This is a genomic window from Acinetobacter sp. SwsAc6, assembly GCF_013391565.1.
In the GTDB taxonomy this organism is placed as follows: Bacteria; Pseudomonadota; Gammaproteobacteria; order Pseudomonadales; family Moraxellaceae; genus Acinetobacter; species Acinetobacter cumulans.
Window position 1 is genome coordinate 58551 of the sequence record NZ_JACAXE010000017.1, and the last position, 19018, is coordinate 77568.

22 protein-coding genes are annotated in these 19018 nt (G+C 41.0%); 15 read left to right on the forward strand and 7 right to left on the reverse strand.

The annotated features are described in order from the left end of the window. The first annotated feature begins 9 nt into the window (after positions 1-9). The gene (locus tag HYG93_RS12180; protein ID WP_106984601.1) at positions 10-1203 is read left to right on the forward strand and encodes an MFS transporter; all 1194 of its coding nucleotides are present in this window, start codon (positions 10-12) and stop codon (positions 1201-1203) included. A gap of 72 nt (positions 1204-1275) precedes the next feature. On the opposite strand, the gene HYG93_RS12185 is transcribed toward HYG93_RS12180, so the two are convergent. Next, positions 1276-1917 (reverse strand): HEPN domain-containing protein, encoded by a 642-nt coding sequence (locus HYG93_RS12185; RefSeq protein ID WP_106984600.1) that lies wholly within the window; start codon positions 1915-1917, stop codon positions 1276-1278. 454 nt (positions 1918-2371) lie between these two features. Between HYG93_RS12185 and HYG93_RS12190 the strand changes: the two genes are divergently transcribed. Together HYG93_RS12190 and dusA are read left to right on the forward strand one after the other, a co-directional pair. Then, the gene (locus HYG93_RS12190) at positions 2372-3202 is read left to right on the forward strand and encodes a hypothetical protein (protein WP_106984599.1); all 831 of its coding nucleotides are present in this window, start codon (positions 2372-2374) and stop codon (positions 3200-3202) included. A gap of 163 nt (positions 3203-3365) precedes the next feature. Next, positions 3366-4382, forward strand: coding sequence for a tRNA dihydrouridine(20/20a) synthase DusA (gene dusA, locus HYG93_RS12195; RefSeq protein ID WP_121532131.1), 1017 nt, complete (start codon positions 3366-3368; stop codon positions 4380-4382). A 109-nt stretch (positions 4383-4491) separates the two neighbouring features. On the opposite strand, the gene coaBC is transcribed toward dusA, so the two are convergent. Continuing rightward, positions 4492-5766, reverse strand: coding sequence for a bifunctional phosphopantothenoylcysteine decarboxylase/phosphopantothenate--cysteine ligase CoaBC (coaBC, locus tag HYG93_RS12200; RefSeq protein WP_106984576.1), 1275 nt, complete (start codon positions 5764-5766; stop codon positions 4492-4494). A gap of 112 nt (positions 5767-5878) precedes the next feature. Between coaBC and radC the strand changes: the two genes are divergently transcribed. Further along, a complete protein-coding gene (radC, locus tag HYG93_RS12205; protein ID WP_106984575.1) occupies positions 5879-6568 on the forward strand; it encodes a DNA repair protein RadC in 690 nt (229 codons plus the stop codon). A gap of 77 nt (positions 6569-6645) precedes the next feature. Then, complete coding sequence (locus tag HYG93_RS12210) at positions 6646-7557, forward strand: bestrophin family protein (RefSeq protein WP_106984574.1); 912 nt, start codon at positions 6646-6648, stop codon at positions 7555-7557. A gap of 55 nt (positions 7558-7612) precedes the next feature. Here HYG93_RS12210 and HYG93_RS12215 read toward each other — a convergent pair whose 3' ends face one another. Further along, positions 7613-8464 carry a PHP domain-containing protein gene (locus HYG93_RS12215; RefSeq protein ID WP_106984573.1) on the reverse strand — a complete coding sequence of 284 codons (852 nt, stop codon included), beginning with the start codon at positions 8462-8464 and terminating at the stop codon, positions 7613-7615. Positions 8465-8510: 46 nt separating this feature from the next. On the opposite strand from HYG93_RS12215, the gene HYG93_RS12220 reads away from it, so the two are divergent. From HYG93_RS12220 to mnmC, 4 genes are all read left to right on the forward strand, one after another. Next, a complete protein-coding gene (locus HYG93_RS12220) occupies positions 8511-9122 on the forward strand; it encodes a septation protein IspZ (protein WP_106984572.1) in 612 nt (203 codons plus the stop codon). Positions 9123-9151: 29 nt separating this feature from the next. Beyond that, positions 9152-9454, forward strand: coding sequence for a YciI family protein (locus HYG93_RS12225; protein WP_106984571.1), 303 nt, complete (start codon positions 9152-9154; stop codon positions 9452-9454). A gap of 4 nt (positions 9455-9458) precedes the next feature. Beyond that, complete coding sequence (locus tag HYG93_RS12230) at positions 9459-9962, forward strand: hypothetical protein (protein ID WP_106984570.1); 504 nt, start codon at positions 9459-9461, stop codon at positions 9960-9962. A gap of 78 nt (positions 9963-10040) precedes the next feature. Further along, the gene (gene mnmC, locus HYG93_RS12235; protein WP_372658965.1) at positions 10041-11945 is read left to right on the forward strand and encodes an FAD-dependent 5-carboxymethylaminomethyl-2-thiouridine(34) oxidoreductase MnmC; all 1905 of its coding nucleotides are present in this window, start codon (positions 10041-10043) and stop codon (positions 11943-11945) included. A 64-nt stretch (positions 11946-12009) separates the two neighbouring features. Here the strand turns inward: mnmC and HYG93_RS12240 are convergent, their stop codons facing one another. Continuing rightward, a complete protein-coding gene (locus tag HYG93_RS12240; protein WP_106984568.1) occupies positions 12010-12324 on the reverse strand; it encodes a rhodanese-like domain-containing protein in 315 nt (104 codons plus the stop codon). A 91-nt stretch (positions 12325-12415) separates the two neighbouring features. Between HYG93_RS12240 and HYG93_RS12245 the strand changes: the two genes are divergently transcribed. From HYG93_RS12245 to HYG93_RS12255, 3 genes are all read left to right on the forward strand, one after another. Beyond that, the gene (locus HYG93_RS12245; RefSeq protein WP_106984567.1) at positions 12416-12904 is read left to right on the forward strand and encodes a YajQ family cyclic di-GMP-binding protein; all 489 of its coding nucleotides are present in this window, start codon (positions 12416-12418) and stop codon (positions 12902-12904) included. 28 nt (positions 12905-12932) lie between these two features. After that, positions 12933-13436 (forward strand): DUF4442 domain-containing protein, encoded by a 504-nt coding sequence (locus tag HYG93_RS12250; protein ID WP_106984566.1) that lies wholly within the window; start codon positions 12933-12935, stop codon positions 13434-13436. A 132-nt stretch (positions 13437-13568) separates the two neighbouring features. Continuing rightward, positions 13569-14072, forward strand: coding sequence for an ester cyclase (locus HYG93_RS12255; RefSeq protein WP_106984565.1), 504 nt, complete (start codon positions 13569-13571; stop codon positions 14070-14072). A 68-nt stretch (positions 14073-14140) separates the two neighbouring features. Here the strand turns inward: HYG93_RS12255 and HYG93_RS12260 are convergent, their stop codons facing one another. Genes HYG93_RS12260 through HYG93_RS12270 form a run of 3 tightly spaced genes read right to left on the reverse strand, consistent with a single transcriptional unit; the run spans position 14141 to position 15914 of the window. Further along, positions 14141-14569, reverse strand: coding sequence for an acyl-CoA thioesterase (locus HYG93_RS12260; protein ID WP_106984646.1), 429 nt, complete (start codon positions 14567-14569; stop codon positions 14141-14143). A gap of 17 nt (positions 14570-14586) precedes the next feature. Continuing rightward, complete coding sequence (gene trxC / locus HYG93_RS12265; protein ID WP_106984564.1) at positions 14587-15018, reverse strand: thioredoxin TrxC; 432 nt, start codon at positions 15016-15018, stop codon at positions 14587-14589. Beyond that, a complete protein-coding gene (locus tag HYG93_RS12270) occupies positions 15018-15914 on the reverse strand; it encodes an alpha/beta hydrolase (protein WP_106984563.1) in 897 nt (298 codons plus the stop codon). Before HYG93_RS12270 ends, trxC begins: the two co-directional genes overlap by 1 nt. Positions 15915-16035: 121 nt before the next feature. Between HYG93_RS12270 and HYG93_RS12275 the strand changes: the two genes are divergently transcribed. The 3 genes from HYG93_RS12275 (at position 16036) to HYG93_RS12285 (ending at position 18499) form a co-directional block, all read left to right on the forward strand. Then, a complete protein-coding gene (locus HYG93_RS12275) occupies positions 16036-16371 on the forward strand; it encodes a TIGR01244 family sulfur transferase (protein WP_106984562.1) in 336 nt (111 codons plus the stop codon). Continuing rightward, a complete protein-coding gene (locus tag HYG93_RS12280) occupies positions 16364-16783 on the forward strand; it encodes a beta-lactamase hydrolase domain-containing protein (protein WP_106984561.1) in 420 nt (139 codons plus the stop codon). The genes HYG93_RS12275 and HYG93_RS12280 overlap by 8 nt, the downstream gene beginning before the upstream one ends. Before the next feature lie 336 nt (positions 16784-17119). Beyond that, positions 17120-18499, forward strand: coding sequence for a dihydrolipoyl dehydrogenase (locus HYG93_RS12285; RefSeq protein ID WP_178962517.1), 1380 nt, complete (start codon positions 17120-17122; stop codon positions 18497-18499). The last annotated feature ends 519 nt before the right edge of the window (positions 18500-19018 follow it).

Genomic DNA, 19018 nt, shown 5'->3' on the forward strand with positions numbered 1-19018 from the left:
AGGAAATCTATGAACCCCAACGTTGATATTAGCCAAAATAAAACCCTACTTTGGCTTATGGCAATTGCATGTGGTCTATGTGCGGGTGCCAATTATTATTGCCAACCGTTAATCGCCTCGATTCAACAAAGCTTTCAAGTAGCGCAATCACAAGTGGCGCTTACGGTCACTTTTGCCCAAGTGTCTTATGCCTTAGGGTTACTGTTTATTGTACCTTTGGGGGATATTGTCAATAAAAGCAAATTTATTCCCTTACTTATGTTTGGCGCAGCAGTAGGTCTAAGTATTTGTGCACTTTCGAATAGCTTAACGATGCTATGGATTGGCACCATTATTACTGGTTTATTTTCTGTGGCGGCACAAGTTCTTATTCCACTGGTCACCCTTGCGGTACGCCCTGAAAAAACAGGTGAAACTGTTGGCTTTCTAATGAGTGGCTTATTGGTGGGGATTTTACTATCGACCAGTTTGGCTGGGCTTTTATCTAATTTATGGCATTGGAATATTATCTATGTTGTAAGCGCTGTGCTCATGCTGGTACTTGCAGTGCTACTTAATCGTCAATTGCCTATGGTCAATACCAGTACACTTAGATATGCACAAATTTTTGCATCTATGGCACAGCTACTGCGCCAAGAGCGTCGCTTGGTCTACCGCTCCCTCATTGGTGGCTGTGCTTTTGCCTCGATGAGTATTTTATTTTCCACGATTGCCATGCTACTCACTGCACCGCCTTTTTCACTACCTGATGTGTGGGTGGGAATCTTAACGCTGGTGGGCGTATTTGGCGCGCTCTCGACTCAGTGGATTGGAAAATGGGCCGACCGTGGACATAATTTAGTCCTCACTTGGATGGGCTGTGGCATATTGGCAATCAGTTGGGGACTGCTGTATTTAGGTGGCCAATCTCTAATGAGCTACGCTTTAGGCTATGCAGTCATTAACCTTGGCTTAGCTATGGTACACAGCTGTAACCAAAATGTGATTTTTAAACTTAACCCGAATGCACGCTCACGCATTAACTCTATTTATATGACACTGTACTTTATTGGTGGTGCGGGAGGATCGGCTTTAGGGGTATATGCATGGCACCATGGTGGCTGGCCAGCGGCTTGCCTAACAGGGTTTGGATTAGTATGTGGTGCATCGCTTATGGCCTTAATGGATCAACTTGGGCAAAAGCAACCAGCGACAACACACTAAGTTTTCACTGAAACCAAAGCATGGGCATAGCCTCTCGCTTTGGTTATATGCTCTCACCAGTCTAGGTCTGTCTTAGCTGACTTGCACCACTGGATAAAACGGTTTTCCCAAATCTAAACTTTGTGCATTTTCCAAAAGTACTAAAATAAATACAGGCAGTAATACCTCTAAAATACGGCAAGCATCCTTTAATTGTGAACGATTCACCGAACTGTTATAAGTTGCCCCGCCATGGACAATTTGATTACGCAAAGTATATAAGCGGTTAAACAGCACCATTAAAATATCGACCGAATCTTTATGCCCCAAAGCATTCAATACTTTTTGCTTTTCCGCAGCCAAGCCAGTTTTACAGGCCTCTAAGCTAATCTTTTCATTTTGATAGTCCCAAAAACCTTGGTAAATATATTGGTTATCAAGTAGCACTCGAATGGGCTGGCTATATTTCTCCCATAAAATATTATAGATCTTATCTTCTTGGTCTTTTTGGCAAATTAAATGTAAAAACTGTCTTAAGCTTTGCTTGTCCTGACTTATCAGCAAATCTTGTGCATAAATGGCATTGAACGAGACCCATAAAGCAATAAATTGTAAGTCCAACTCTTGGTCTAATTGCTGTGCTTTTTTTAGCCAACTGAGTCCACGATGTATCCGCAAATTAAATTGGTCACTATTTTCTGCTTTTTTGTCCTTAAAAATTTCTTCTAACATCATTGTCTAATCTCCCCCAAAAAATTGTTTATTATTCTTCTTTTGCAAATTAAACAATTTATCCACAGAACTCAATCAACATGACTGAGTATTTCACATCTATTGTGTCAGCTTTCAGTGCCCTTCAATACTTCTCTAAATAGCCCTAATCCAATCCCCCCTTACTTAGGCTTCACTTTTAAGAGATGGCTCAATTTTACAATTCAATTTAGCCCGACCCCATTCGCCAAAATTATTTAACAGATCTTCACAAATATAAGAAATCCCAGTCTTTTCGACAAAGCCTATACCTCCTATTAATTCACGCTAAATTTCGTCAACCTTTCAATTTATTAATCAAAATATATTTAACTTATTGATTTTCCATTCATCTTAAAAATTATTTTTTGCTTTAATTTTAATTCATAGTTTAGCTAGCATTAACAATAATCATAAAAATAAAAGCTTCATATCAATAATGAAAACTCGATTTAAACCTGTTGCACTGACCTTCCACGGCAGTAGTTTTAAAGTGACACATCCAAAGCAATTTGGTCTTTTAAATATTCCTTTACCTACTTCAGCTTTAGAGCAAGTTTTAGAATTTAGTTGGAAAATGACCTTTGGCAAACAAGGTCAACATCGTGCTTATCGCACAGGCGGTTCAGAAATTCGTACGGACTTAATGGTTTTTCGTGATGTCTATCGGGGCAAATTAGGCGAAGTTGCTTTTTACTATTACTGTCAGCAGCGCCCTCGTGTACAACAGCTGTCACATATTGATTTTAGCTGTAGTGGCAAGGGTATTTGGGACTGTGCAGATTTTATTGTGAATGATGAACATCATATTTCAATTAAGACCACCAAAGACTTTGGAAATCTGTTGTATTTAGAAGCCAAAGACTGGGAAATAGACCTACTTCAGCACAAAGCGATTTATAAGCCGAACCAACATGATCAGAGCAAGAATCGTGGAATCTATGATTATTTTTTTCTGTGCCGAGTAAAATCCAATATTGATGCGATCATTCATCAAATTAGCCAAGAGCCACAGCCTGCGACCCTAGATGATTTAAAACTCAAATTGTTTCGCATTTTAAAACTGCAAAAACCTAAATTAGACATTGCAGGCTACATCAGCAATAGTGATTTATATCAGGTCTTACAACAAGAGACTTTCTTGCTACAAGCAGGCACCTTTGTTGGCAAAAGTGCTAAGCCACAAGATGCCGAAAATTATTATGTCCAAAGTGGCTGTATGCGCCCACTTATGCCGTGGGGCTCTCGACCTATACAACGTAGTGCTTAGCAGTTTCTTGCTTAAATTTCACACGCCACAAAGTCTATTTAAAATTGTGCTAATATAGCGCCCAATTTTGAAACGTTGTTTCAATGGTGCATCACATGACTCAATGTGTGCAATCTAATTTCTCTCCTAATTTCCATCTTTGTTTGCCAAGGCCTGATGTTTGATGACCGTAATCAATTCTACTGAAAATAAACTCGCACCTCGAATCAGCGTGGCGCCAATGATGGATTGGACCACCAAAGATTATCGTTTCTTTGCACGTTTATTTAATCCAAATGTCATCCTCTATACAGAGATGGTGACCACTGGCGCGATTTTATTTGGTGGCGCGAACCGTCATTTAGACTTCAACAAAGAAGAACATCCGATTGTGCTCCAGCTGGGTGGTTCGAATCCTAAAGACCTAGCAACTTGTACTAAAATGGCACAAGACTGGGGCTATGACGAAGTGAACCTTAATGTAGGTTGCCCAAGCGATCGCGTACAAAACAATAAAATTGGTGCATGCCTCATGGCTGAGCCTGATTTAGTAGCAGAATGTATTGCAGAAATGCAAAATGCTGTGGATATTCCAGTGACGGTTAAACATCGTATTGGTATTGATGACATGCAGTCTTATGAAGAAATGTTGCACTTTGTCGACACTGTTGCCAAAACTGGATGTAATAACTTTATTGTGCATGCACGTATTGCTTTACTCAAAGGCTTATCACCCAAAGAAAACCGTGATGTACCCCCCTTACGCTATGAAGATGTCTACCGCTTAAAACAAGAGCGCCCGAATCTGTTAATTGAAATTAATGGTGGTATTAAGACCTTTGCCGAAACCGAAGAACATTTGAAGCATGTTGATGGGGTCATGATTGGACGTGAGGCCTACCATAATCCCTACCTTTTGGCAGAAATGGGGCAATTATGGAATTTGGAAGCACCTGACCGCTTTGAGATTATGCACAGCATGATGCCATATATTTCGCAGCGTATGGCTGAAGGCGCGCCTTTATCTATTATCACTCGTCATATTTTAGGCCTATTCCAAAACTTACCAGGCGCACGTAAATGGCGTCAGGCACTCAGTGGTGGTAATGCAAAAACACTCAAAGATGTTGAAACAGCATTGTTTAATATTCAAGATGCGATGAAGCGTACTGAAGAGTATGTGCGTGAACACCAAGCTTAAGTCAGTTCTACTTTAGCTCGAACCAATTAAAAAAAGCCCTCAATCATTGAGGGCTTTTTTGATTCAAGCTTTCAGCTTGTAATGCGAAGTTGAGTCAAGAAATGAAGGCTTAAAGCAACTCATCTGTTTCAGCTTCATGATGTAATGCATCATGAATAGCCTCAACCAACTGCTGTGCAATCTCTTGCTTGGAAGCTTTTTCTAAATCGCGCTTTTCCATTTGATACTGTTCTGCAAAAAACACAATCATGGCATTTTCATCAGAAGCAAAGCCAATATCTAGACGGGATACATCATTGCAAGCAATCATATCGAGCTTCTTGGCAACCAATTTACCGGCAGCATATTCTTCCACATTGCGCGTTTCAGCAGCAAAGCCCACCATAAATGGACGTTTATCCTGCTGGGCAATCGTCGCCACAATATCTGGGTTTTTAATCAGCGCAACATTTAACTCATCGCCTGCTTTCTTAATCTTATGCTCAGCCACTTCTGCCACACGGTAATCCGCCACTGCTGCAGTTGCAATAAAGACATCACACCCTTGATCCAACTGTTGCATGCTGTGATCAAGCATTTGTCTTGCTGATTGTACATTAATACGGCGTACACCATTGGGGGTGTCCAGACTCACAGGCCCAGCCAACAATGTTACTTTTGCACCAGCAGCATAACATGCCGCTGCCAAAGCAAAGCCCATTTTGCCAGTACTGTGATTGGAAATATAGCGCACAGGGTCAATCGCTTCACGGGTTGGACCTGCCGTAATCGTGACACGTTTTCCAGCCAACAAGCCAAATTTTTCCGCAATTGCACGTTGCGCACGGTGGAAGTATTCAGTCACTTGATTTGCTAGATCTTCGGGCTCAGGCATACGGCCCAAACCTACATCACCACAGGCTTGTGAACCTGCGTCAGGCATAATCACATGCACGCCATCTTCAATGAGCGTATTTAAATTGCGCTGTGTTGCTTTGGCAGCCCACATTTGTTGATTCATGGCTGGGGCAACCCAGACAGGCGCTTTCGTCGCCAAGTAAAGCGTCGAAAGTAAATCATCCGCCAAACCCGCTGCAAATTTTGCCAAGCTATCACAACTGGCAGGAGCCACCAGCAATAAGTCCGCCCAACGCGCAAGCTCAATGTGCCCCATACCTGCTTCTGCTTCTGGATCGAGCAATGTTGTATGCACAGGATTACCCGAAAGCGCCTGAAATGTTAATGGCGTAATAAAGGCTTGTGCACCGGCGGTCATGACCACACGTACATTAAATCCAGCGTCTTTTAAACGACGAACCAAAATCGCACTTTTATAGGCAGCAATCCCACCCGTAACAGCCAAAACAATGTTTTTATTTGGAATGACACTCAAGTCGAAGCTCACAAACAGGCTTCCTATCTGTTGCAGTGGCGCTCACAATAGCATTAAATATGGACAGACCCAAGATTGCACTTGGAAAAACAACGACAACTCATAATAAAAAAGTCTAACAAAAATGAATTTCTCAATTAAACATTGGCCCAGTCAAGAACGGCCTCGTGAACGCTTACTCCAACAAGGTGCACAAAGCTTATCCGATGCTGAACTACTTGCGATTTTTTTACGCTCAGGCTCACAACAACATTCCGCCGTAGAATTGGCAAGGTTATTAATTCAACACTTTGGAAGCCTAGGCCCTATCCTCAATGCTTCTTTAAGTGATCTCAGCCAATTTCATGGCATCGGCGCAACCAAATATGCACAGCTCATGGCGGTCAAAGAACTTGGCAAACGCTACATTAGCCAGCAAATGAGTCAGAATGCACTGACTTTAAATCACTCTACGCAGTTGATTGATTTTTTACGTTTTGAATTTTTATCCGAGACTCAAGAAGTTTTTGCAGTACTGTGTCTCGATGCACATTTAAGAAAAATAAACTTTAAAAAATTGTTTTTTGGCGCTGTTAATTCCTGTGAAATTTCGATCAATCAATTGTTACGCTATGCCATTTCACAACATGCAAGCGCGATCGTGATTGCACACAATCATCCCTTTGGCATGCCATCTCCATCTGAAGCTGATCGCGTGCTCACCGCACAAATTCATCAAGCTTGCCAACTCCTCGAAATCCAGTTAATTGACCACTGCATTATTGCGCAGGAGGGAAATTATTCTTTTGCTGAACACGGGCTCATCAATCATTAAAAACTGTCGTTTTCATATATTGACAAAGGTATGAGCAAAGATGAAGATCAGAGCAAATTTATGAAGATTCTAATCATATGATTGTTCGTGACCAAACCAGTGTATTTAAGCTGTTGTTCTCATGGCGAGGAACTATTTTACCTAAAGTTTTACCGCCATTAGGTGTGGTCATGTTGCTCTCAACCGTTATTGGTGGTCTGTCATATTTTAATATTTTTCACTTCCCAGAATTACCCTTGGTCGGCTTTACCTTAATTGGGGTTGTACTGTCTATTTTTTTGGGCTTTAAAAACTCTGCCTGCTATGACCGCTGGTGGGAAGCACGGCGTTTATGGGGCATTTTAATTGCCAATGCACGCCACTTTGACCGTGACTGTCGTATGCTCAGTCAGGGTCGCCGTGAGCGTGTGATTCAACATGTGATTGTCTTTGCCAATGTTCTGCGCGATCGCTTACGTCACGATACAGCCAACCCTACGGAACTCATCGAAACCAGTGGTATGAGCGCTCAAGCCATTAAACAATTGTATCAACAAGTCAATGCGCCACAGTACACGCTCAGTCTTATGCAATGGGAACTCATGCAAGCCCTAAAAGAAGGTGAAATTTCCGACATCATCTATGCACAAATGAACGATCATATTATGGAGCTCAGTACGGTACAAACAGGCTGTGATCGCATTGCGACGACCCCCTTGCCATTTGCCTATTCAGTATTACTTAACCGTACGGTCTATTTCTTTTGTTTTATGTTGCCTTTTAGCTTGGGCTCAACCTTAGGGCTAGTGACCCCTCTTTTGGTGGGTATTTTGGCGTATACATTTTTAGGTTTAGATGCCTTAAGTTCTGAAATAGAAGAACCTTTTGGTACACAAAGTAACGATTTACCCCTAGATTCAATGGTGCGTACCATTGAAATTGAATTGCTAGGTACCTTGGGTAAACCAACACCACCCCCCATTCAAGCCCACGACAACAACTTGCTTTAAGTTTTACCAGCCATCCCTCTTCAAAATGGAGAGGGAAAAAAGCGTGTGTTGCTCATTAAACGAAACTTTCCCAAATACCTCTTTGCCCGTCATTAACACGTGGAATATTGCCAAGCTTAATCCATGGCATATTGCTCCCATGATAATCACTTCCGACAGAGACTTTTAAACCAAATTCAGCAATCATTCGATCGACCATTTGACGTGTGCCCAATGGATCTACTGCAGGTGGGAGCTCAACAGCATCACCACCAAATTTCGCAAAAATTTCGATTAAGTAGCGAATATTGGTTGCAGACAAATCATAGCGGGTTGGATGTGCCAATACAGCAAAACCACCACTGGCATGTATGACTTGAATAGTTTCTTCTAAACCTAAACCATCAAATTTTACATAGGCTTTTTTGCCTTCTTTAATATATTTGTCAAATGCTTGCTGTGCACGGCTGACATAGCCTTTTTCTACTAAGGTTTTAGCAATGTGTGTTCGCGTCACACGATCAGGCACATTGTCCACTTTGGCAATAACATCTGTATAAATATCTTCACCAATTAACGGGATCAGTAAGTCACAAATTTGTTTGGCACGTACGGCGCGTATGTGCTTTTGTTGTTCGAGTAATTCAAGTAAAGGCGCAGGATTTTGCATATTGAGTGCAACGACGTGTACACCATAGCTTTTTTTAGTGGCCGGGCGTGACCATTGGCTGGAAATTTCCACCCCAGAAATCAGTCGCATGCCGAACTCTTGCGCCACTTTTTCAGCTAAATTTAAGCCATCCATGGTATCGTGATCTGTCAGCGCTAGGGTATGAATGCCAATTTCATGCGCCGCTTGCACCAGTTGCTCTGGAGACAAAGTTCCATCAGAAATATTACTGTGTGTATGTAAATCTACGCCTAGCATCACTTATACTATGTCATTTATTTGATCAGATACCAGATACTCTAACATGAAAGCACTTTTAGACTTTGTGCCACTCATTATTTTCTTTTATTTATATAAAACTGTAGATCCAAAAGATACTCAGCATCCATTATTACAACTCTTCGGTTCTGCTGGAGGCATTGATAATAATAATATTTTAGTTGCAACTACAGGTTTAATGCTTTCAATGCTGGTGGTTTACGGCGCATTATTTTTTATTCAAAAGTTCCGCTTAGACAAGCAACAATGGATTGTTTTGTTTATGACCGTCATTTTTGGTGGCATTACTTTGGTACTGAGTGACGATTTCTATATTCGTTTAAAAGCGGTATTGTTGAATTTAGTCTTTGCAGGGGCGTTCTTACTGTCGCCTTGGTTTAGCAAAGACCGCAAGCCACTGATCGAACGTTTGTTTGGGCCTGTACTCGAACTGAGCGCATCAGGATGGAAAAAACTGAACTTTGCATGGGCCTGTATGTTTGTGGTGATGTCTTGCTTACATATTTTCTTTGCTTATTTATTTATGGGCGGAAAATATTGGGGTGAATTCACTGCATTTGGCGACATGATCGTGATGTTTTCCTTTATCATTATTCAGTTTATTGTATTGCGAAAATACTTTAAGACCTCTGAATAATACTTCTAGTTTAAAAATCGAGAAATCACATGCCATTATTTGTCGTTAGCTGTACAGATCGTGAAGGTACAGTCGAAAAACGCCTAGCGGTTCGCCCACAACATCTTGCGCGCTTAGAGCAATTAGATACTGAAGGCCGTTTGATTGTTGCAGGTGCAATGCCGAAAGACCCAAGCAATCCTCAAGCGGGCTTTTATGGTAGTACGATTATTGTCGATTTTGAAACGCGTGAAGCTCTCGATGCATGGCTCCAAGATGAACCATTCCTAAAGGAAGGCGTATATAGTCATATTGACGTTAAACCGTTCAATAAAGCCTTCCCTAAAGGATAAGTTCATGCGTGCCGTTTTTACCTGCATCATAGGCTGTTTTCTTTTTAGTTCCGTAAGCTGGGCAGTTGAACCTGCCCCTACGCCTACAGAGCCAGTCACAGCAACAGCTGCTGTACTCCCTGCCACTGTACCTCAAACTTTGCCAGCCAATAAACCTACAACTATGCGTGTGGCCTCCCAGCCCAATGCAATGATGGCTGCCGAAAATGCACCGCTGACTGCTGAGCAACAGATCAAAAATAAAGTTTTACAAGATGCTAAAATTAAGGCGCTGGTCAAAGATCAACACTCACGTTTACAGCAACTTGAAAAAGCAAACCTTGACGCTTTAGCACAAAACCAAGAGCTACAATTGAAAAATGATAGTTTAGGTGTACAAGTGCAAGTTCTACAAAGTGAGCGCAGTGCACAAATGTTTTTATACGGCGCTGTGACCATTGCAGTAGGCGTACTGCTTGGCTTCTTAATGGCGAGTTATATTCATACCAAACGTCGTCGCCAGTGGTAATTTAAGTTTTTATCTGTATCTGTAAAAGGCTCTCCTGCTTTGTCTCAAGCAATTCAAACGGCTGATCTTGATTGGCGTATGATCGATGGAATTGATGTTCCAATTTCTAAACAATTTGGCGATGCCTATTTCTCCCGAGATAATGGCCTGCTCGAAACACGACATGTGTTTTTAAATGGCAATGACCTCCCTGAACGGTTGGCACAGTTGCAAGACTTTGAATCTTTTCATGTCGGTGAAACAGGTTTTGGTACGGGCTTAAATATTTTGGCCTTGTGGCAATTATGGCAAAAGGTTCGCCCGCAAAACCACAGTCGCTTGCATGTGGTCTCTGTCGAAAAATTTCCGTTGTCTAAGCCAGACTTGATCCGCGCTTTGAATGCTTGGCCAGAATTACAGCCCCTCTCTGAGCAACTACTTGAGCAATATCCATTGCCCATCGCAGGCTGTCATCGACTGTCTTTTCCAGATGAACGCTTTATCCTAGATTTGTGGTTAGGCGATGCGCATGATGTTTTTCCTGTGATGGCAAAAACCAGTCAAATTCATGCCTGGTTTCTAGATGGCTTTGCTCCAGCATGCAACCCAGATATGTGGGAGGAGCACGTTTTAAGTCATATTGTTCGCCTTTCAGGCTATGGCACAACTTTCTCGTCATTTAGTGTAGCAGGCGTATTAAAACGTGGCCTCAAACAACACGGTATTCGTATTAGTCGCCCACGCGGATTTCGGCATAAACGTGAAATGCTCAAAGCCATTTGGCTAGAGGAAGATAAAGACCTTCCCTCTACAGATGACCTCATTATTTGTGCCGAGCCACCCACACAACCGATCACACAGCCACAGCAGCATAAGCAGCGTCATATTGCGATTGTAGGCGCTGGAATTGCAGGATTAAGCTGTGCTTGGGCACTCGCACAGCGTGGCCATTCAGTTACGCTATTCGATCAAGCAGAGCCCTTAGCAGGAGGTTCTGGTAATCCCCTTGCGCTCTTAAATCCCAAGCTCTGTCCAATCGAGCAAAGTGCGGAGCATCTGATGACGCTCACCTGGCAACACGCCATGCGCCATTATCCAAAATTTAAGGCTTTTCGTGCGCTAGACATCCATCAAATTGCACTCAAAAAGCCCGAAGAATTATTAGGCTTGATCGACCAGTACCCAACAGGGCTATTAACCGAGGATCAAGCATCTACGGCACAAGCAGAGTCACCATCATTACAAAGTGAATTTTCCAGTCTGTGCTTAAATGAAGCAGGTGCCGTTTCACCGCATCAGCTACGTGATCAGATCTTAGCATCGCCTCTCATTCAGTTTCAGCAAGCACAGATTACACAGATTGAGCACTTAAGTACGGGTGTTGAATTATTCAGTCATACACAGTCTGTTGGGCAGTTTGATCACGTAGTGGTCTGTGCGGCTCGTCAAAGTATGCAACTGATTGAGGACTATCCACAGCTAAAACCAATACGTGGCCAAGTCAGCTGGCTCAGTCAACCAGACTCTGCGTTGAGTACGCAACATGCGTATAGCTATGGCGGTTATTGTATGCAACTCGATGCAACGCAATTTATTCTCGGTGCATCGTTTTATCCAAATAGAGAAGATAGCGAAGTGCTATTAGTAGATCATGTGCATAACTACAATCTTATCCACAGTGTCTTTCCTCACTACGCCGAGCAACTCCCAGCTGTAGAAACATGGCAAGGTCGCGCATCCGTTCGTGCACAAAGCTTGGATTATTTCCCTGTCCTTGGGTCAGTGAAAGCAGAGACAGAACTTTATACCTTTGCTGGATTGGGTTCTAAAGGTTTCTTATATGCACCACTGTGTAGTGAAGTCTTGGTAGCGCAAGTCTTGTCTGAACCTTGCCCTATTCCTATGAGTTTATTGCAAAAACTCAGTGCACAACGTTTTAAAAAGAAAGTCAAAGCTAAAAAAGCATACTTTAAGCCTGATCAAACCATAAAACCGATTGAATGAAGCGTCATCGCTCCAATTTATAGACATAAAAAAAGCGCCCTTCGGCGCTTTTTTCTGAGGCGGATTAAGCGCCTTCAATCAGTGGTAAACCTGCTGCTCGAGCGGCACGAGTGCCTCCCATTAATACAACATATTCACGACCACTGTCTAAACCCTCTAAAAGCTCAGCAGCTCGAGGTGCTTTACTACCACCACCACATAAAATGTAGATTGGCTGATCCGTTGACACCTGAGTCAAACTATCTGCAGACAAATCAGTGATTGGCTGATTCACAGCACCTTTTAGGTGTGCCTCAGTAAATGCACTTGCGTCACGGACATCCCAGATAATCGCATTTTCTGGGAACTCAAATGTTGTAATTTCTTGTTTACGGATCATTGCGCACTCCTTTGATGTAAACAACACTTGGCAAATGAAGAAAACATCCCTAGCATCTCAGATATTCTTTCCCTTTGTAAAGGTCTAAACTATGCCTTCTTTCGATATTGTTTCAGAATTAGAAGTTTTTGAAGTAAATCATGCAGTTCAAAACACGCAAAAAGAAATTGCGACACGTTTTGACTTCCGCGGTCAGGACGTTTCAATCGAACTGAACGAAAAAAACAAAGAAATTAAAATCAGCACTGAAAGCGACTTCCAATGTGAACAAGTCTATACCATGCTAGAAAACCATTTCTTTAAACGTAAAGTCGATATTCAAGCACTTGACCCACAAAAAATGACCGCTTCTGGCAAAAACGTGATTCAAGTGATCAAACTCAAAGATGGCCTTGACTCTGATACCGCAAAAAAAATTAATAAAGCCATTAAAGAAAGTGGCGTGAAAGTGCAATCTTCTATTCAGGGCGATAAAATCCGTGTAACTGATAAAAAACGCGATACCTTGCAACAAGTGATGGCGTTCTTGAAAGAACAGCAGTTCGGTGTGCCTTTACAGTTCAATAACTTTAAAGATTAAGGCAGGACACCTGCCAAGCAGAGGAATCATGGCGCAAGGCAATCGTTTATCTAAGCTGGTCAGTTCAACATCGAAATTTCCACAAAGCATTCGCACTGCGCTATGGTCCAAAGCCTTTGGCAAAATCGTCCCAATGGTCGGTTCTGCCAAAATTCGTTATTTAGAAGTCAGCCCTTCCCGCGTTACGGTCAGCATCGCAAATCACAAAGCGATGCAAAACCATATTGGTCAGCTACATGCTTGTGCTATGGCACTCATCGCAGAGACTGCAACTGGCTTCGTGACTGCAATGAATGTACCTGACAGCGCCATTGTACTCATTAAATCATTTAAAGTTGATTTCCAACGTCCGAGTAAAGGCGCAATGCAAGCAACCGCTATTTTGACTGAACAACAACAACAGCTCATGCGCACCACAGACCGTGGCGAAACCTTAGTTCAAGTCACCGTCACCGATGAATCTGGCGAAGCACCCATTCAATGCGAAATGCTTTGGGCATGGGTAGAAAAGTCCTACCTGAAAAAGAAATAATTGTAAATAAAACTTACTTTTAAGTAAGTCTATTACTTACCGAATTAAGACTAAATCTTTACCAAAGGGTGCTATTTCTATAGCACTTCCTTGCTCATGATGGAGTTATATTTATAACGAGAGCAAAATTAAATGAAACCCTTTTTAATCACCAGCGCGCTACTTTTCACTAGCATTGCTGTAACCGCACAAGCAAAAGCACCTGCAGACAAAACGCCAACTCAGACACCAACTACCGTCATTACTGCACAAGCTCAGCAAGCCGAACGCAACAAGAAACTGGTGACCGATTTTTATAATGGTGTCTTTCAAAAGCATCAGGTAAAAGCTTACTCAGATCAATATATTGGAACTGAATATATTCAACACAACCCTCATGTGGCCAATGGTAAAGCGCCTTTTGTAAACTACTTCACCCAATATTTCAAAGAAAATCCTCTCGCAAAAAGCGTAATTAAACGTGCTGCTGCCGAAGGTGACCTTGTCTATTTACATGTGCATTCACAGCAAAATCCACAAGATAGAGGTGTTGCTGTCGTTGATATTTTTAGAGTTGAAAATGGAAAAATTGTCGAACATTGGGATGTTCAGCAAGCTGTTCCAGCTGAAAGTGCCAATCAAAACACGATGTTTTAAGCTTCAACAAAATAAAAAACCCAGCATATATGCTGGGTTTTTTAAACACTCAAACTGCTTTTAGCGTCTTATTCTGCTTTCGTTTGTGATGCTTCAAATAACTGTTTTGCTTCTGCAGGAATTTGGCGTTTTGCACCTTTGACATCCACAGCAACAAAAGTATAGACCCCTTCCGTCACACGAATAGGATCACGTGAGCTGTCATGGCTGTCCCAAACCTCGATTTGCATTTGAATTGAAGTATTTCCCACTTTCAAAATTTTGGTATAGCAACTGATAACATCACCCACTTTTACCGGTACTAAAAATGTCATCTGGTTAATGGAAATTGTTGCACAGCGACCTTTACTAAAACGCTCTGCGTGAATCGCACCTGCCAAGTCCATTTGTGACACGATCCAACCACCAAACACATCACCGCTCCAGTTGGTATCTGCTGGCATTGCAATTGTTTGTAGTGAGAGCGTACCTTCCGGTTTTACATGAGTTTCTGACACTTTAACTCCAAGCCCCATTATGAATGGGCAGTCAATTGTTGATCGAGCCACTGCTGCAATTCACTTGAACGCAGCGCTCCACTTATTCTAGCAAGTTCGTTGGTTTTATTCATCAAAACTAAGGTTGGAATGCTCCGTACATTAAAAGCACTGCTTAAACGTGGGTTTTCTTCAGTATTAATTTTGGCAAAAATTACATGCGGATATTGCTTTGCAACTTGAGCAAAATGCGGTGCCATCATCTTACATGGCCCACACCACTCTGCCCATAGATCAATGAAAATCGGTAAGTCGCTATGACTAATGAACTGACTAAAATTTTGCTCATTTAGCTCAATAGGTGCCAGTGGTACCAAGGCTTCATGGCATTGGCCACATGCAGGTTGTTCTGCCAATTTTTCTTCGGGCACACGATTTTTTGCCAAACAATGCGGGCACACAATAATCATTAACTTACTCCTACATGCTGATTTAAAAAATCTAACTGCTTTGCCACTGCTTTTTCAAACCATGCGCCATGATAAATATCAAAATGAGCCATATCCCATTCATAATAATCAACATAAGGTGCAATATTCGTGGCTGCTTCACGGCTAGACTCAATTGGAATCAGACTATCATTCTTCGAGGCGATATACAGTACAGGAACAGCAATCTTGCGTAAATTTTGAATGGGCCGATAACGCATCAGATTAAAAAATACTCGTGCAGGCACCTGCCCACTCCAATAATAATCAGGGTGAATAATCGATTGATATCCTGCGTATGCATCTTTGGTTTGCACAAAACATAATCCAGATGGATCTGTTACCGCCAAAGTCCTTGGCGATAATCCCACCTTCGCCCCCATATAATCTTGACTGGAGATTTTGAGTGCTTTTGGCAATAAATTTAAGGGAAAATTTTTAGCACTTTCTGCACCATCAACAAATGGATTTTGTGCAATGACCGCTTGAATATTTTTATTTTCCGAAGCCAATTCAAGTGCATAACCCGCACTCAATGAAATGCCCCACAAGACAATTTTACGAGAATTAATCGATTTACGCTGTGACACATGCATCAACATTGTACGCCAATCGCTTAACTGCTCTTGAATGCTCACTAGCTCTCGAGGTCGACCCGTACTCCCCCCCCAATAGCGGTAATCAAACAAAACCACCGCATAGCCTGCCTGTGCAAAACGCTTAGCAAACTGTACTAATTTAAATTGTCTTAAACACGCAAAACCATGTGCCATGATAATGACACCCGGTGGAACATCTGTTTTGGGCCGATAAAAATCTGCTGCAATCACTTCCTGTCCGCTTTTCACATACAGCGGTTCAACGGTATAAGCGTGCATACACACTCCATGCAAAAATTGAACTGTTATTCTTTATAAAAATTTTAATACGCCACGCTCATATTCTCGCTTAATGCTATCATAAAGCATATTTCTATTTTTAAAATTTTGGAGTGACACCATGAGCGAAAATGTTGGTTTTGCAGGTCAAATTAGTCCTGAACATGTAACGCAAATTGTTGAAAAAGGATTTAAATCGATTATTAATAACCGTCCAGATATGGAAGGTGGTCCAGAGCAACCAACAAGTGCACAAATTGAAGAAGTTGCACGTGGTGCAGGCTTAGACTATGTTTATCAACCTGTAGTCGCTGGTCAAATCACTGAGCTTGATGTACGTGCATTTGCCAATCATTTTAACCAATTGCCAAAACCTGTCCTCATGTTCTGCCGTACAGGCAATCGCTCAAACAACCTATTTCAACTAGCAAAACAAATGGACTTGCTTGATGATTAAGTCGATTTATGCAAGTTTACTTTGTTTATGCTTGAGCATGCTTAGCCCAGCATTTGCAGAATTGCCACAAAGCACAGCCCTGACACCCCAAGTCAGTGTTGCTGGACAAATGAACTTAGATAAATTTTCTGCCTTGCTCAAACAAGGCTTTAAGTCTGTAATCGTTAATCGTCCAGACCAAGAAAATGGCAATCTGGTAAGTGTAAGTCAATTACGTGAAGTTGCTGAAAAAGCACATGTCAGCGTGATTTACCAACCTGTAGATAGCGGTAAAATTTCTCAAACAGATATTCAAGAATTTGCTAAGTATTATAATGAGCTGACTAAACCGATTTTATTGGTATGCCGTAGTGGGACACTTTCAACGGCACTCTTTAATCAAGCAAAAGCTCAAGGACTCTTGAATGAATAAAATATGGATGCTGGCAATCATCACTGCACTTTTACTATCGGGCTGTAATTCTATGCAGATTAGACCCACTGTTGGGGTAAGTGTTGGAAGCTCTATTTAATTATTATTCATAAAAAACAGCGCCGAAGCGCTGTTTTTTATAACTTTAAAGCGCAAAAAATTCTAAGTATTATATTATTTATAAGACTTATTCTATAAAAATTAAAAAAAATAAACTATTGAACTTATTAAATTTAGCTTAGTATTTCATACTAGTTATACACATATTTCACTTAAATTAAAGTCAAATACACATTTAAAATGTCGCTACACTCTCAAAATAGGAAAGGCCTATCCATGTATGATCTAATTATTATAGGTGCAGGTACAGCAGGCATTTCTGCCTATAAAGAAGCCATAAAATATACCGATAACTTATTAATTGTTAATGATGGTCCTTGGGATACGACCTGCGCGCGCGTTGGCTGTATGCCAAGTAAAGTTCTCATTGCATCTGCAAATCGGGTGCATGAAATACAAAATCTGGAAGGATTAGGTTTAAGTGCCACAGTAAAAATTGATACTTCGCAAGTGATGCAACATGTACAAGAACTTCGAGACCGTTTTACTCGTGCAACACTAAAAGATGTTGAATCTTGGCCATCAGAACACAAAATTTCAGGTCGCGCCGAATTTATTAATGCCAATACTATTCAAGTCAATCATCAAGAATATCAAGCCAAAAATTTTATTTTAGCCGTTGGAAGCACGCCAAACATAGATGCAAAATTAAAACAACGACTTGGGGATCGTTTAATCACGACTGATCAAATCTTCGAATTAAAGCAACTCCCACAAAGTATAGCCGTAATCGGCAGTGGCGTTATTGCCTTAGAGCTGGCTCAAGCGATGCATCGTCTAGGTGTCAAAACTGAAATCTTTGCACGTAGCCGTAAAGTTGGCACATTGGTGAGCAAAAATCTACAACAAGTAGCTCAAAATGAATTGCTCAAAGAATTAAATCTAAACTTCGAAATTTTGCCTAGTGACTACACTCGGACCGAACACGGTATTGAAATAATATATCAACAGAATGATACAAAACAGCTTATAACGGTTGATTACGTGCTATCTGCTACTGGTCGTCAATCACGCCTAAATACATTGCATCTTGAGAAAATTAGCAGCATTTTTAGTGATCCTAAAAAAATACCAGTCAATCCCAATACAAAACAGCTTTCTAACTATCCAATCTATATTGTAGGTGATGCTTTTACCAATACTCCAATCCAACATGAGGCTGCGCACGAAGGAAAATTAGTTGTTCAAAATATATTAAGTAACAAGCAAGTTTCTAATATTAAAACATTAACACCGTTGGGCATTGTCTTCAGCTCACCAGAAATGGCATCAGTTGGGCAAAATAGTCTGCAACTTGAAGAACATAAAGTTAGCTTTATTACAGGTGTTATTAACTATGCCAAGCAAGGGCGAGCAATTATTAATGCTAAAAACCACGGTGCAGTTGAGATTTATATAGATAAGGATTCCCGCAAAGTATTAGGAGCTGAATTGTTTTGTCATGAAGCAGAACATCTCGCACACATACTTGCATGGATGATTGATGAATCACTTACAGTGGATGACTTACTCGATAAGCCGTATTACCACCCAACAATAGAAGAAGGCCTGAGAACGGCTTTAAAACATGCGAGAAGACAATTAAATAATGATTAAGGGTTAGCTAATTATTTAGTTTGTTATTGAGAGTAGCTGTTGCTTACACATTAGTGCTTTAATGCAACAGCTCCCATGCCAATCAATATTGTCAAAAAAACAATAATTATTATTTGGCTTATTATGGCAACGAGAGCACAATTTTTAAATGTATCAATACTAAGCACATATTTAAAAACAATTGATGCCAGAAAAATAGAGAATATGAACAATATGAATTGATTATCTATCGTTTTCTTTATATAACCTGTAATTGCAGAATTCAAAAATAAAGAAAAAAAATGCTTAAAAAATTTGCTCTCAATTTATTGTCTTTATTTTATAAGTACTTAATAAGTATATAAAACTATTTACTGATCTTCAATCAATTGCCCCCTATATTTTCTTTCAAGCCTGTTTCTAAATAAGCTTTAGCCTTATTTAAAATATTTTTTATGCATAAAAAAACACCCCCTGCACTAGTCAGGGGGTGTTTCGAATAATGAGCTGGCGATGACTTACTCTCACATGGGTAACCCC

What these genes read in the sequence shown, in the direction of transcription:
- HYG93_RS12180 (WP_106984601.1), top strand. Translation starts at nt 10, where the DNA reads ATGAACCCCAACGTTGATATTAGCCAAAATAAAACCCTACTTTGGCTT.
- HYG93_RS12185 (WP_106984600.1), bottom strand. Translation starts at nt 1,917, where the DNA reads ATGATGTTAGAAGAAATTTTTAAGGACAAAAAAGCAGAAAATAGTGAC.
- HYG93_RS12190 (WP_106984599.1), top strand. Translation starts at nt 2,372, where the DNA reads ATGAAAACTCGATTTAAACCTGTTGCACTGACCTTCCACGGCAGTAGT.
- dusA (WP_121532131.1), top strand. Translation starts at nt 3,366, where the DNA reads ATGACCGTAATCAATTCTACTGAAAATAAACTCGCACCTCGAATCAGC.
- radC (WP_106984575.1), top strand. Translation starts at nt 5,879, where the DNA reads ATGAATTTCTCAATTAAACATTGGCCCAGTCAAGAACGGCCTCGTGAA.
- HYG93_RS12210 (WP_106984574.1), top strand. Translation starts at nt 6,646, where the DNA reads ATGATTGTTCGTGACCAAACCAGTGTATTTAAGCTGTTGTTCTCATGG.
- HYG93_RS12215 (WP_106984573.1), bottom strand. Translation starts at nt 8,464, where the DNA reads ATGCTAGGCGTAGATTTACATACACACAGTAATATTTCTGATGGAACT.
- HYG93_RS12220 (WP_106984572.1), top strand. Translation starts at nt 8,511, where the DNA reads ATGAAAGCACTTTTAGACTTTGTGCCACTCATTATTTTCTTTTATTTA.
- HYG93_RS12225 (WP_106984571.1), top strand. Translation starts at nt 9,152, where the DNA reads ATGCCATTATTTGTCGTTAGCTGTACAGATCGTGAAGGTACAGTCGAA.
- HYG93_RS12230 (WP_106984570.1), top strand. Translation starts at nt 9,459, where the DNA reads ATGCGTGCCGTTTTTACCTGCATCATAGGCTGTTTTCTTTTTAGTTCC.
- mnmC (WP_372658965.1), top strand. Translation starts at nt 10,041, where the DNA reads ATGATCGATGGAATTGATGTTCCAATTTCTAAACAATTTGGCGATGCC.
- HYG93_RS12240 (WP_106984568.1), bottom strand. Translation starts at nt 12,324, where the DNA reads ATGATCCGTAAACAAGAAATTACAACATTTGAGTTCCCAGAAAATGCG.
- HYG93_RS12245 (WP_106984567.1), top strand. Translation starts at nt 12,416, where the DNA reads ATGCCTTCTTTCGATATTGTTTCAGAATTAGAAGTTTTTGAAGTAAAT.
- HYG93_RS12250 (WP_106984566.1), top strand. Translation starts at nt 12,933, where the DNA reads ATGGCGCAAGGCAATCGTTTATCTAAGCTGGTCAGTTCAACATCGAAA.
- HYG93_RS12255 (WP_106984565.1), top strand. Translation starts at nt 13,569, where the DNA reads ATGAAACCCTTTTTAATCACCAGCGCGCTACTTTTCACTAGCATTGCT.
- trxC (WP_106984564.1), bottom strand. Translation starts at nt 15,018, where the DNA reads ATGATTATTGTGTGCCCGCATTGTTTGGCAAAAAATCGTGTGCCCGAA.
- HYG93_RS12270 (WP_106984563.1), bottom strand. Translation starts at nt 15,914, where the DNA reads ATGCACGCTTATACCGTTGAACCGCTGTATGTGAAAAGCGGACAGGAA.
- HYG93_RS12275 (WP_106984562.1), top strand. Translation starts at nt 16,036, where the DNA reads ATGAGCGAAAATGTTGGTTTTGCAGGTCAAATTAGTCCTGAACATGTA.
- HYG93_RS12280 (WP_106984561.1), top strand. Translation starts at nt 16,364, where the DNA reads ATGATTAAGTCGATTTATGCAAGTTTACTTTGTTTATGCTTGAGCATG.
- HYG93_RS12285 (WP_178962517.1), top strand. Translation starts at nt 17,120, where the DNA reads ATGTATGATCTAATTATTATAGGTGCAGGTACAGCAGGCATTTCTGCC.